The sequence below is a fragment of the uncultured Gemella sp. genome (assembly GCF_963529685.1).
Classification (GTDB): Bacteria; Bacillota; Bacilli; order Staphylococcales; family Gemellaceae; genus Gemella.
This window is the reverse complement of the sequence record NZ_CAUSAI010000007.1, coordinates 14273-27982: the sequence shown is the minus strand read 5'-3', so window position 1 is coordinate 27982 and position 13710 is coordinate 14273. Positions and strand designations below refer to the sequence as shown.

Sequence of the window (13710 nt, the reverse complement as noted above, 5' to 3'; positions counted from 1 at the left end):
AGTACAATACTCGCCCCTTATATAATTATTCTAATATTATTTTTAAGGTAATTGTTGACCAGTAATTGCTTTTCCTAACCAAATTGTAAGTACGTCAACACTTGGTGCCATAATATGACTTGCGAATGCATCTCTTAAGTAGCGTTCCATATTTCCAACACGGTTATAAGCTTTACCACCACCAACACGCATACCAAGACGAGCTAATTCAATAGCAGCTTCACTAGCGAAAATTCTAGCTGATAAAATTTTTGCTAACATATCAGCATCTTTATTTAAGAAACTACGAGCAGCTTCATTCGTTCCTAAAACAGCAGCATTTGTTTGACTGTAAATTTTTGCTAGATGAATTTGAACAGTTTCAATCTCACTTAATGATTTTCCATCAGGATATTTTCTATTAGTTGTATGAGCTACTGCTTCGTCTAAAATTGCTTCGCATAGTCCACTATAAACAGCGGCAAGGCCTGTAATGAAGTAAGTGGCAACAATTGTGAATACCTGATCAACACCCGAACCAGCTTCTCCGATGCGAAGTTCTTTATTTAATTCAACGTCGTTAATTGCCATTTGACATGATACATTACCACGCATTCCAAGACCGTGCCATGTAGATGTTTTGAATTCTAGTCCTTTACTTTCAAGAGGGAATACCCAGTTATCAATTCCACCTTCAACATCAGAAGGAGTAAGTACTAAGTAGTAAGATGCAAATTCAGCAGATGTTACCATACTTTTTAGTCCATTGAAAATCACTGAGTTATCTTTGAATTCAGTTTTCACATCAGAAATGTAGAAGTGAGTACCAGTACCTAATTCGCTGTAAGCAAGTGCCATAAATTTTTCATTTTCTACGATATCTTTACAGATTTTTGATTTAAGATTATCATCTGCATAAGATAATACACAATTTAATGCAACATTGTGCATCATATAGCATAAACCAACAGTAGCACTCGATTTAGCGAAAGCACGACAAGCATCAGCATGTTCTTGCATATCTTTACCTAATCCGCCAAGTTCTGTAGGAATCATAAGTTTAAAGTATCCAGCTTTTCCTAATTCTTTAAATACTTCCTCTGGAAATCTTTCTTGTTCATCAATTTCTTTAGCAATAGGGTCAATATATTTTTTTGCAAATTCCCTAGCTTCGTTATAAAATGTTGTCATAATAATGCCTCCTAATATTAATAGAATAATACTTTCTACAAAAAATTATATAGCTAAAGTGAAAATCTGTAAATGCTTTAACTTTTGATATAATAATGACTATAATAAAATACTTTTTTAAAAATAAATTGAATTATTGTGAAAATTGCGATATAAACTGTAACCATTTTAACAAAAATATTATATTCTAGAATATAAAATAAAATTTTATTAAATGATATACATTATCAATTAAATGAAGTTAATTAGAAATGTTCTCTGGAATTTTTGAAAAATAACAATAAAATTTCAGAAAATTATTTACAAAATATAAATATTCTAGTATAATCATTACTTATATAGTTATAATATATTATAAGAAAGGATGAAGAGAATGACAGATTCTAAAATGGAAAGAAAATTACAGGCTCGTCATATCAGTATGATTGCCATAGGTGGATGTATAGGTACAGGATTATTTATGGCAAGTGGGGCAGTTGTAAGTAAGGCAGGTTCTTATGGAGCAGTTATTACTTATGCATTGATTGGAGTTATTATCTACTTTTTAATGGCTTCTATAGGAGAATTAGCAACGTTTTATCCCGTTTCTGGTTCGTTTGGAGCTTATGCAACGCGTTTTATAGATCCTGGCGTAGGATTTGGAGTTGGATGGCTATTTTGGATATTGTGGATCTTAGTAGCTAGTGTAGATATTATCACATTATCAAAAATACTACACTACTGGGAATTTTTTAGACAGTTTTCAACATTTTCTATATGTATTGTATTTTTAGTATTATTGTATTTATTAAATTTAGTAAGTGTTAAAGTCTATGGTGAAGTTGAATATTGGATAACAATAATAAAAGTAATGACTGTTATTGCATTTCTAATCGTTGGAGTAGCAATCATCTCTGGAGTAACTGGAAATAGTGATGCGGGGATTACTACATTTATAAAAAATGGAGAAAAAACAAGTAGTGCAGGGGCATTAGGATTGTTTGGAGTTCTTTCAACAGCGGCATTTTCATTTGGAGGGACAGAGGTTGTTGCAGTAACGGCTGGTGAATCACCTAATCCGAAAGAAACAATGCCAAAAGCAGTAAAACAAGTGTTCTGGAGAATCTTGATTTTCTATATTTCAACAATGGTAATAATTTCTTCAATAGTATCGGCTAATGATCCAAGATTATTAGATACTAAAAATGTTACAGCATCACCATTTACGATTGTTTTCCAAAATATAGGATTAGAAATAGCTGCAGTCATAATGAATGCGGTAATCTTAACGTCAGTTTTATCAGCAGCAAACTCAGGTATGTATGTTTCTAGTAGACAATTATTCTCATTAAGTTCACATGATTACGGTCCAAAAGTGTTCAAGAAATTAAATAGTAACTCAGTACCGGTAATATCACTTACATTTTCAGCTGTATTTATGGTATTATGTTTTGTTTTTGAAAAACTTAATCCAAGTGGTTACTATATGCTACTTTCTATGGTGGGTATTATAGTAATGATTATTTGGATGGTATCACTAATATCACAAATTCGCTTAAGAAAAGCAATCGCAAAACAAGGTAAAATAGCAGAAGAAGTGTTACCATATACAGCTAAAACAGGTGTTGTAGGGTCTTACATTGCATTAATTTCATTTGCAACTATTATTATTTTACAACTGTTTGCTGATTACGCTACGGGTGGTTTTGTACAGATGTCATATAATCTAGTGTGTCCAGCTATTGGAGTATTAATGTATTTAGTGTTTAAAATTGTAACAAGAAGAAAATTTGTAAGATTAGAAGAGATGGATATTCATCCTTATAGAGATAAATAGAAAGAAACAGATTAGCAAGGATAGCCTTGTTAATCTGTTTCTTTCTTTTACTAATAAATTATTTGAAAATTCTTTGTATAATAAATTATATTTATTGAATAATATTTAAACCCCTTTTAAACTATGGTAAATGACTGTGGTTTGTGATAAAATTGTATTTAAGTAGTTTAATGGAGATGATATTTTGAATATTGGAATTACAGGAAGTATAGCATGTGGAAAAAGTACAGTATCAAACTATTTATTAGAAAAAGGATACACAATTATTGATGCTGATAAATTAGGTCATATTGCTCTTACTAGCGAAGATGTAAAAAGAAAACTTGCTGAAAAATTTGGAGACGAAATAATAGAAAATAATGAAATAAGTCGCGAAAAATTAGGAAAGTTAGTTTTTGGTAATGAGGATAATTTGAAAATACTAAATAGTATTATTCATCCTAAAATTAAGAAATTAATTTTAAAATTACAAGATGAACATAAAGATGAACAATTCGTCTTTTTAGACATAGCACTATTATATGAAGCAAAATTTGTGGATCTTGTTGAAAGAGTAATAGTAGTCTATGTTAATGAAAAAGTTCAAATAGAAAGACTGATGAGTAGAAATTCTCTATCTAAAGAAGAGGCTCTATCTAGGATAAAAAGCCAGATGAGTGCGGAAGAAAAAGCGGCTCTTAGCGACTATTCAATAGATAATAGCGATACGATAGAGAATACTTATCAACAAATTGATGAAATATTAGAGAAGATAAAGAGAGGAGAATGGGAATAATGACTAATGTTTTAGAAATTAGTAATCTAGGTGGAGGATATAATCGTAGAAAAATTATTGACGATATAAATATACAAATACCTAAGGGGAGTATTACAGCTCTTATAGGGCTTAATGGAGCTGGGAAAAGTACGACTATTAAACATATATTAGGACTACTTAGACCGATGGAAGGTGAAATAAAAGTTAATGGTATTACAATTACTGGTGACAATGAAAAATACAGAAAGAGTATTAGTTATATACCAGAATCACCTGTTTTATACGAAGAATTAACTTTAGAAGAACATATTAATCTTACAGCTATGGCGTATGGACTAGACATGGAAGAAACTTGGCAAAGAGCTGAGAGTTTACTTAAATTATTTAAATTAAGTGATAAGAAAAAGTTTTTCCCAGTTCATTTTTCTAAAGGTATGAAGCAAAAGGTAATGATTATCTGTGCCTTTTTAGTAGAGCCAAATTTATACATTATTGATGAACCATTTTTAGGATTGGATCCAATCGCTATTAATGATTTAATTAATCTAATGTGTGAAAGAAGGGATAGCGGGGCAAGTTTACTTATGTCTACTCATATTCTGGCTACTGCTGAGAAGTATTGTGATAATTTTGTTATTATTCACGAAGGAAAAATCTTAGCGAGTGGGAATTTGGAACAATTGAGAGCCGAATTTAATATGGCAGGTGCGTCTTTAGATGAAATTTATTTATCATTAACGGTGCGAGATAAGAATGAGTAATATAGAATATATATTTTCTGATAGACGCAAAAAGGAGCAAGAGCTTAAATTGACATATAGTAAGTACATTTTCAATTCGCACCTTATAATGTTTCTTATTATAGTTTTAGGAGCTGCACTTATAAATTACTCGAAATGGCTAGCTGTTGCGAGTAAGTTTGAACTTTATTCAGTATTTATAGCAGCAACACTTGCTTTTAGCTATTATTTAGTAAGTACTAAGGTTAAGACATATATTAAAGAAGCGGACTCAGTATTTTTACTACCATTAGAAAAGTACTATAAGAAAATAGGAGCAAAAACTGTTATGAGTCTTATTACAACTCATATTATTGCAGTTATTATCTTTTATTTCGCTACAAAACCGATTACTAATATAATAGGTAGCATTAATAAACTAGGAATTTGTTTATTGTTAATGATAATAATACTAAACAATTTGCTAAAATATTTCCAAGTTATTCATTATACAGAGCTAGTATGGATTAAAATTATACAGTTTATAGTTGTTTTTGTGCAAATATTAGTAGTGTTCATCGTTAATACGTACATTCTTATATTTGACATGATTGGGGTAATGGCATTAGCATATTGTACATACTACATTTTTAAAAATGCGACTAATAAAGCAAGTTTAGAAGATCAAGAGAAGTTTGTTGTAAAATGGAATGAAGCGGCAGAATATGATAAACACCGTATGGAAAGCTATTTAAAACTTGTTAATATGTTTGTTGATGTACCTTTAAGTGGTGTAAAAGTTGCTAGAAGGAAATATTTTGATGTGCTATTACCAAAGGTAACTAAAGAAAACTTTACAAAAGAAAATAGCTTTAAATACTATTACTATAGAGTATTTTTAAGACAAGAGAATACAGTTTACCTAGCATTAAGACTGATGTTACTTGCAGTTTTAGTAATTTTTAGTTTTAAAAATACATACGTAAGTGCAATAGCGATTATATCGTATAGCTATTTAACAATTATTCAACTGGTTCCTTTATATAAACAAATGAGTAATAATATTTGGCATAGTATTTTGCCAGTTGCTGAAAGTATTAAGGTAGGAAGTTTTAAAAAAATGTTGTCTATTGTAATTCTGATAACAACATTTATTTTAACAATAATATCTATTTGCTTAAATAGCTTTGAAGTGATGAGTTTTGTTACTAATTTTGGAGCATTTATATTAGCTAATATAATAGCTAAGGTATTTATTGGAAAAGTAAAATAGAAGGATATAAGTATGAAAAATATAGCAATAATCGGTGGGGATTTATCCGGGATAAGCTGTGCTTATTTTCTTGATAAGTTTTCGGGGATAAACTCAAAGAAGTTTAATATTGATCTAATTGAAAGGGATTTAGAGTTTTCAAATGACAAGTTCGGAAAATTTCAATATGGTCAAGAAATCTATGACTATGGATGGCATAATTCGATTAGTGAACAGGGTGTTTTATTCTATTTAATGATAGAGTTAGGCCTACATAGATATCTAATAAAAAGTGGTATAACTAAGAAAGTTTTTTATACAAAAGAAGGAATAAAATATCTTCCGGAGAAAATGCTTTATGGTGTTCCATTAGATAAACGAGAATTAGTTCTTTCTGATTTATTTACTTTTAAAGAAAAGTTATCTATTTTATACAATATGTATAATACAATGGAAGATGAAGATATCAAAGAACTAACAGTAGAAGAATTTTTCAAGACAATTATAAATGAAAAAATATATGATAAATTGATAGAACCATTGTTGACAAGCCACTATGGGAGTGATGTATCAGAGCAAAGTATGGTAAGCTTAATGCCGGAGTTATCATTTTTAACTATTCAAAAAGAAGATATCAATAAAATACTAGAAGACATGTACAATCGGAAAGTTATTGATAATATAACAGTTGGAGCTGAATATAGATTGAAATTCACATTGAAATCATTTATAGAAACACTAGAATCTAACTTTTCAGATAAAGTATTTTTAGAGTTGAATCGTAAAATTGAGAAAATTGAAAAAAGGGATGATAAATACTTAGTGCACTCAAATGGTAGTATTTACTACTATGATTATATAATACTTACGCTAAATCAGAAGAATTTTTTATCATGGTTTAATGACGACGAAAAAATTAATGATTTTTACTCAAATATGAAGTATGTATCTAATATCGTTGCTACATTTATTTATAAAAGAGATGACTTGCATATAAATAGGGAAATAGGAGAAATTATTTTTCAGAAAGAAGAAAGTGAATATATTACGAAGTTAGAATATGTTAGTAATAAGTGGATCGATATTAAGATGAGTGGAATACAGATTGTTAGAGCTTATATTAGTAGAGAAGATGCAATTGAGAAATTAATAGATAAAAGCGATGATGAAATCAAAAAAATAATTGAAAAAGAAATCGAAAAAGTCCATGGTTTAGTTGGAAATATTAATAAATATTATATTAGCAAAATTAGAGATAATTATAGATTTTGTAGTAAAGAATATAATAAAAACATAAATGAGTTTGAGAATTATCTAAAGGAAGCATATCCTAATGTATATATAATAGGAAAATCAAAAAAAGGAACAACATTAGAAAATACAGTATTAGAAGCTAAAGAAACAGCTAAAGAGATACTAGAAAATATAAGATAAGAAGGAACGTACAAAGTACGGGGTGAAAAAATGAAATTTTTTACAAATAAAAGTACAGGTGTAAAAGTAACACCAGTATTCGAAGATGAAAACTATGATAGTAAATTATTACAATATACTAAAGAAAAAAAACTATTCTCTGGAAAATTTAAAGAAGTATATGCAAACCTTCCATTTGATGGGGAAAAAGAAATTTTTTTAGGATTTGGGAAAAAAGAAGAGTTAGTAGAAGACAAAGTACGAGAGGTGTTCTTTAAACTAGTAAAAGTACTAGAGAAAAATAAAGAACTAGAAGTTTATGTAACTTTACCGACGGTTGAAAATATTCTAACTGAAAAATTTGTAAATGCGGCAGTAGAAGGTGCATTACATGCTACTTATAAATTTGATAAATATAAATCAGATAGAAAAGAATTCCCAGAAATCACAATTAACTTATCAACAGAAGAGAAGTTAGATAATTTAGAAGCGGTAGTAAATGAAGCTTGCGATATTATGAGTGGAGTATTCTTCTCGCGTGATTTAGTAAATGAAAGAGCAGAGTATTTATACCCAGAAACACTTGCGAATATTGCTGATAAAGAATTATCAGCTCTAGGTGTTGAAGTAGAGGTATATGATGAAAAACAATGTGAAGAATTAGGATTAAAAGGCTTATTAGCAGTAGGTCGTGGTTCTGATAGGAAACCTAGATTTATCGTTATGAAATACCTAAATAATCCCGATGAAAGTGAAGTAGTTGGCTTAGTAGGTAAGGGAGTAACCTATGATTCTGGAGGTTATTCAATAAAACCAACAGCTAATAGTATGGACATTATGCACTGTGACATGGGTGGAGCAGGGACTGTAATTGGAACTATGAAATTAGTTGCGACTAGAAAGTTAAAAACTAATGTAATTGCAGTTGTAGGGGCATGTGAAAATATGATTGCTGGTGGATCGTATAAACCGGGTGATGTTATTTCAACTTTATCCGGGAAAACAGTAGAAGTTTTGAATACAGATGCGGAAGGTCGTATTACTTTAGCTGATTCTGTATATTACGTAACTGAAAAATTGAAAGTTAGTAAAGTTATTGATTTAGCTACACTAACAGGAGCATGTTTAGTAGCATTAGGAGAATTTTATACGGGAGCAGTAACGAACAACCAAGAATTTTATAATGAATTAAGTACTGCCGCAAAAGAAGCTGGAGAAAGAGTATGGCAAATGCCAGCAGATGATAGTTTTAGGAAATTAAACAAATCATCGATAGCTGATGTAAAAAATACAGGAGGAAGACTTGGCGGAACCATAACTGCAGGATTATTTATTGAAAACTTTGTAGCTAATAATGTACCATGGATTCATTTAGATATAGCAGGAACAGCATATCTATCTAAACCAGAAAGGTACTTACCAAAAGGTGCAACAGGAGTACATGTTAAAACATTATACAACTTGTTAAATAAATAGATGTAAATAATCAAGGAAGAACTCGCTGACGGTTTTAGTAGTTGGGTTCTTTCTTGCTTGTAATAAGTGATATACAAGGATTTAGCAGTGAATTAAAAATTTTAAAAAAAAATATCAAAAATAATAAATTTTCTCTTGACAAGTAAATACTAAGGGTGTAAAATAAATAACAATAAAACAAAACCTTAGAAAAGAATAGTAATTTGGTAAAAAATTTTTAGCGAGCTAACGTTGGTGTGAGGTTAGTAATTTTTCTAGATGAACGCACTTTTTAGGCAATTATTAAATAATTGGTAACTCTGCCTTAAAGAGATTGAGTGGGTATGCTAAATACCAAGAAAAGTGGCAACGCGGAATTGATTTCGTCTTTTCATAGTTTCTTAGGAAACTATGAAAAGACTTTTTTATTTACCTCGTGCAATTATACAGACCATGGACTGTATGTTTCTAAATTTTAGTATATCAAAAAGAGTGGCACCGCGAAATTTCGTCTCTTTGTGGCTATATTATTAGCTACAAAGAGATTTTTTATTTATAATTCGTTCTTTTCTATGAATACAATAAAGAAAAAGGAGATAAGACAATGAAAAAATTATTATTATTCATTACATCAATCATCACAGTATTTACATTAACAGCGTGCTCAAGCAGTAGCACAAAAACAAAATCACAGGAACTTAAAGACAAAGGTAAAATTGTTTTAGGAGTATCACCAGACTATCCACCATATGAGTTTTTAACTACAGAAAATGGAAATAAAAAAGTTGTGGGTGCTGATATTTATTTAGCAGAACAAGTAGCTAAAAAATTAGGTGTTCAAGTTGAAATTCAAGAAATGGCTTTTGATTCATTAATCGCAGCTTTAAATGCTAACAAAGTTGACATGGTAATTTCAGGAGTTAACCCAACAGAGGAAAGAAAAAAAGCAGTTGATTTTTCAGATGTTTACTATACAAGTAAAGGAATTTTTGTTGTTAATAAAGACAGTGAAGAAATTAAATCAGTAGCTGACCTTAAAAATAAAAAAATTGGTGTTCAAAAAGGTTCAACTTATGAAACTTATGCAAAAGAACAACTAAAAATTGATGAGAAAAATATCCAAGCTTTAACAGACGTACCAAGTTTACTACAAGACTTAAAAAATAAAAAAATAGATGTAGTATTAATTCCAGATGACGTTGCAAAAATCGCTATGAATAAATATACTGATATTAAAATTAGTAAATTCACTGCAGAAAATGATCCAGAAGCAACAGGTATGGCAATTGCGTTCAAAAAAGGAAAAGATAATAGTAACAAAGAATTACTAGAAAAAGTTAACGCAGTAATCAAAGAAATTCAAGAACAAAAAGCTTTTGAAAAAGAACTTGATAAATATGCTAAGATTGCTGCACAAAGCGAATAAAAGAGAGGTATAAAATAGAATGTTTGATTTTCTTCCAAATTATTACACGACGTATTTAGAAGCTACAGTAACAACTTTAAAAGTTTCACTTATAGCTTTACTAGTAGGATTAATACTTGGAATTGTAATATGTTTAGCAAAAATTAGTACTATTAAAGTATTCAATATAATAGCAGCGATATATGTAGAAGTAATTAGAAATACACCGATATTAGTGCAAATTATGATTATCTACTTTGCATTACCAGAAATTGGCATTTCGTTTACACCATTTATGTCAGCGATAATTGCTCTTTCAATTAACTCAGGAGCATATGTAAGTGAAATATTCCGTTCTGGAATATTGGCGATTGACAAAGGTCAAATGGAAGCGGGGCGTTCTTTAGGACTTAGCTATTTCCAAACTATGAAATTAATCATCTTACCACAGGCACTAAAAAATAGTTTACCTGCATTAGGTAATGAGTTTATTTCATTGGTAAAAGAATCTTCAATAGTATACTTTGTAGGGGTAGCAGATATCATGTTTACAGCGAACACTGTAAAAAATGCTACATACCAAACATTTGGTCCATACTTAGTAGCTGCTGCAATATATTTTATAATTACATCAATATTATCACTATTGGTAAAACGTTTAGAGAAAAAATTAATGAAGTAGGTGAACAAATTGTTATTAGAAATAAAAGATTTACATAAAAAATTCGGAAAATTAGAAGTACTAAAAGGTGTAAATATCAGTGTCGAAAAAGGGGAGAAAATCGCAATTCTAGGTTCAAGTGGTAGTGGAAAAAGTACAGCATTACGTTGTGTAAACTTATTAGAAACACCTACAAGTGGACAAATCTTATATAATGGGGAAGATATTACTAAACAAAATATCAATAAATATAGAAAAAAAGTAGGAATGGTATTCCAAAACTTTAATCTATTCCCTAATATGAGTGTATTAGAAAATATTATACTTGCTCCAAAAACGTTCGGTGATGATACTGCTGAAAACATAGAGAAAAAGGCAGTTGAGTTATTAAGACGTGTTGGATTAGAGGACAAAAAGGATGTTTATCCAAATAGTCTTTCAGGAGGACAAAAACAACGTGTAGCTATTGCACGTGCCTTAGCTAACTCACCAGAAGTATTACTATTCGATGAACCTACTAGTGCATTAGATCCAGAAATGGTAAAAGAAGTACTAGATGTAATTAAAGAACTTTCAGAAGAAGGATTAACTATGCTAATAGTTACTCACGAAATGAATTTCGCAAAAGAAGTTGCGGATAAAGTAATATTTATGGATGGGGGAGTAGTTTTAGAACAAGGAACTCCATCGGAAATATTTGATAATCCAAAAGAAGAAAGAACAAAAGAATTCTTCTCAAAAATATTATAATATAGAATATATCACTAAGGAATTAAGTACATTTCTTAGTGATATTTTTTTGTATGAATATGGTTTTATAGATATGTAAAGAGAAGCTCAATAGAAAAAATAGTAGCGTTCTAACTATCTGTGTAAACGTTTCACTTTATGTTAACTATATGATAAAATATAGGGTATATAGTTGTGAATTTGTGCTGTTATTTTAGATGTAAAATAAGGAGGATCAATTATGAATGTATTAGATAGTTTTGTGAGTTGGAGTTTAACTCCTATATTTCTTATATTTTTTAATATAAAAGTCGCAGGAGATAGACATTTTAAAATCTGTTCAGTATCGTTGATATTTGTGATTTTTTTAAGATTTTTCTTTTTTGATTACCATGATTTCCCAATAACAAAAATGATATATCTGTTTTTAATGCTATATGCTTTACAATTATTATTAGAGTGGAAATGGCTATTAAAAATAATGGGAGTAATTCCTGAAGATGAATAATAATATGTAGTGATTTAAAATTCGTATTTCTTAGAAATCACTCTTTAAATCGCTATTTTATAATTAAATTCAAAAATGATTTAGAAAAAAATTGATTAATAAACTAAGGTTTCATATGAGAAATTATTTACTAAAATCGTATTTTAACGAAAAAAATAAACTTATATCGTTCGTTTCTTCGATTCAGAAGAATATGTAAATTTAACATTTCCTTCTATAAATATAGTTTTTATCCGTTAATTAGTTACAAGCAACATCTCAAAAGTAGTAAAAAATGAACTTTACACAAAAAACTCTTGACAATTATATTTTTAAAGTATATTATTATATTGTGCTTAGGCATTAATAAAAAACTAAGGAGAATTTTCTATATATGTTAGAACGTCTTTTTAAATTAAGAGAAAATAATACAGATGCTAGAACTGAAGTTGTTTCTGGATTAATCACATTTTTCTCAATGAGCTATATTTTAGTAGTAAATCCAGCTGTATTATCAGCATCGGGTGTGCCATTAGATAGAGTATTTACAGCGACTATCATCGCAATATTAGTTGGTACTTTAATAATGGCATTAGCAGCGAATTATCCAATAGTAGTAGCACCGGGTATGGGTATTAACTCATATTTTGCAACATTAGCGGCTACATCAGGATATAACTATAAAACATTATTGGCTACGTGTTTTTTAGGAGCACTTATTTTTGTAATTTTATCAGCAACAAAATTTAGAGAAAGTTTAATTGATTCGATTCCTAATAATTTAAGATACGGAATTTCAGCTGCAATCGGACTATTTATCGCATTCTTAGGATTGAAAAACTCAGCATTAATAGTAGCGAATCCTCATACGATTCTTTCACTAGGTGATTTAAAAAATCCAGTAGCTTATATGACAATTTTAGGTATCTTTATAATACTTGTTTTATTGGCACTAGAGGTAAAAGGAGCTATCTTCATAGGAATGGCAGCAGTTGCTGTAGTTTCATACTTCACAGGAATGTTAAAAGTAGATAAAGTATTTGGAATTCCTCATATGGATTTGAGCTTATTATATAATCCAGTAACAGAAAGTATCAATGCATTACAATTAGGTTTATATGGAATAGTCTTTACTTTCCTAATGGTTACATTATTCGATACTACAGGAACAATGGTTGCTGTAACTACTCAAGCCGGATTAGTGAAAAATGGTAAAATGGAAAAAGCAAAAGAAGCATTATTGGCTGATTCATTTGCATCATTAGCAGGATCTTTATTCGGAAGTACACCAACTTCTGCATACATAGAATCATCTGCAGGGGTTGCTAATGGTGGACGTACTGGTCTTACAGCACTAACAACAAGTTTCTTTGTAGTAATATCAATTTTCTTATTCCCTCTAGCTAGTAGCTTGGCATCAGTTCCTGCGATTACATCACCAGCATTAATAATCATTGGATCATTTATGATGGAAAGTATTGCAAAAATCGAGTGGAACGATATTACAGAAGCATTTCCAGCATTCGTAACAATTGTAGGTATTCCTCTTACAGGATCAATTAATGACGGTATCGCATTTGGATTTATATTCTATGTAGTCCTAAAATTATCTAAAAAACAATGGAAAGATATTCATCCACTAATGTACGTATTTGCGATACTTTTCGTAATACAATTGCTATGGTTGCATGTTTAAAATAAAAATCATATAAAAATACAAGTTGAGTTTGAAAATTACTTCAAACTCAATTTTTTTACATATGAGGAATATTGTCAGTTAATTCCAAAGAAAGTTAAATAACTTTTGTAAGTTTTTTAAAAAAAGTGTTTGCCTTTTTTGAGAAGT

12 protein-coding genes and 1 other annotated feature are annotated in these 13710 nt (G+C 29.7%); of the genes, 11 read left to right on the top strand and 1 reads right to left on the bottom strand.

The window, feature by feature from the left end; all coding sequences use genetic code 11:
* Window positions 1-42: 42 nt before the first annotated feature.
* A complete protein-coding gene (locus RWS90_RS02180; protein ID WP_314548329.1) occupies window positions 43-1170 on the bottom strand; it encodes an acyl-CoA dehydrogenase family protein in 1128 nt (375 codons plus the stop codon).
* Between the two features lie 373 nt (window positions 1171-1543).
* Between RWS90_RS02180 and RWS90_RS02175 the strand changes: the two genes are divergently transcribed.
* From RWS90_RS02175 to RWS90_RS02125, 11 genes are all read left to right on the top strand, one after another.
* Window positions 1544-2986 (top strand): amino acid permease, encoded by a 1443-nt coding sequence (locus RWS90_RS02175; protein ID WP_314548328.1) that lies wholly within the window; start codon window positions 1544-1546, stop codon window positions 2984-2986.
* Window positions 2987-3170: 184 nt separating this feature from the next.
* The gene (gene coaE / locus RWS90_RS02170) at window positions 3171-3761 is read left to right on the top strand and encodes a dephospho-CoA kinase (protein ID WP_314548327.1); all 591 of its coding nucleotides are present in this window, start codon (window positions 3171-3173) and stop codon (window positions 3759-3761) included.
* Window positions 3761-4504: an ABC transporter ATP-binding protein gene (locus RWS90_RS02165; RefSeq protein WP_314548325.1), complete on the top strand. Its 744-nt coding sequence runs from the start codon at window positions 3761-3763 to the stop codon at window positions 4502-4504. The genes coaE and RWS90_RS02165 overlap by 1 nt, the downstream gene beginning before the upstream one ends.
* A complete protein-coding gene (locus RWS90_RS02160; RefSeq protein WP_314548324.1) occupies window positions 4497-5735 on the top strand; it encodes an ABC transporter permease in 1239 nt (412 codons plus the stop codon). The genes RWS90_RS02165 and RWS90_RS02160 overlap by 8 nt, the downstream gene beginning before the upstream one ends.
* 12 nt (window positions 5736-5747) lie before the next feature.
* Window positions 5748-7148 carry an FAD-dependent oxidoreductase gene (locus RWS90_RS02155; RefSeq protein WP_314548323.1) on the top strand — a complete coding sequence of 467 codons (1401 nt, stop codon included), beginning with the start codon at window positions 5748-5750 and terminating at the stop codon, window positions 7146-7148.
* A 30-nt stretch (window positions 7149-7178) separates the two neighbouring features.
* Window positions 7179-8603, top strand: coding sequence for a leucyl aminopeptidase (locus RWS90_RS02150; RefSeq protein WP_314548322.1), 1425 nt, complete (start codon window positions 7179-7181; stop codon window positions 8601-8603).
* Between the two features lie 177 nt (window positions 8604-8780).
* Window positions 8781-8976: a binding site (T-box leader), on the top strand.
* Between the two features lie 210 nt (window positions 8977-9186).
* On the top strand, window positions 9187-10008 hold the full coding sequence (locus RWS90_RS02145) for a transporter substrate-binding domain-containing protein (protein WP_314548320.1): 822 nt from the start codon (window positions 9187-9189) through the stop codon (window positions 10006-10008).
* Window positions 10009-10027: 19 nt separating this feature from the next.
* A complete protein-coding gene (locus RWS90_RS02140) occupies window positions 10028-10669 on the top strand; it encodes an amino acid ABC transporter permease (protein WP_314548319.1) in 642 nt (213 codons plus the stop codon).
* Between the two features lie 9 nt (window positions 10670-10678).
* Complete coding sequence (locus RWS90_RS02135) at window positions 10679-11398, top strand: amino acid ABC transporter ATP-binding protein (protein ID WP_314548318.1); 720 nt, start codon at window positions 10679-10681, stop codon at window positions 11396-11398.
* A gap of 220 nt (window positions 11399-11618) precedes the next feature.
* Complete coding sequence (locus RWS90_RS02130; protein WP_314548317.1) at window positions 11619-11885, top strand: hypothetical protein; 267 nt, start codon at window positions 11619-11621, stop codon at window positions 11883-11885.
* A gap of 373 nt (window positions 11886-12258) precedes the next feature.
* Window positions 12259-13560, top strand: a complete 1302-nt coding sequence (locus RWS90_RS02125; RefSeq protein WP_314548316.1) for an NCS2 family permease — start codon at window positions 12259-12261, stop codon at window positions 13558-13560.
* Window positions 13561-13710 lie beyond the last annotated feature (150 nt).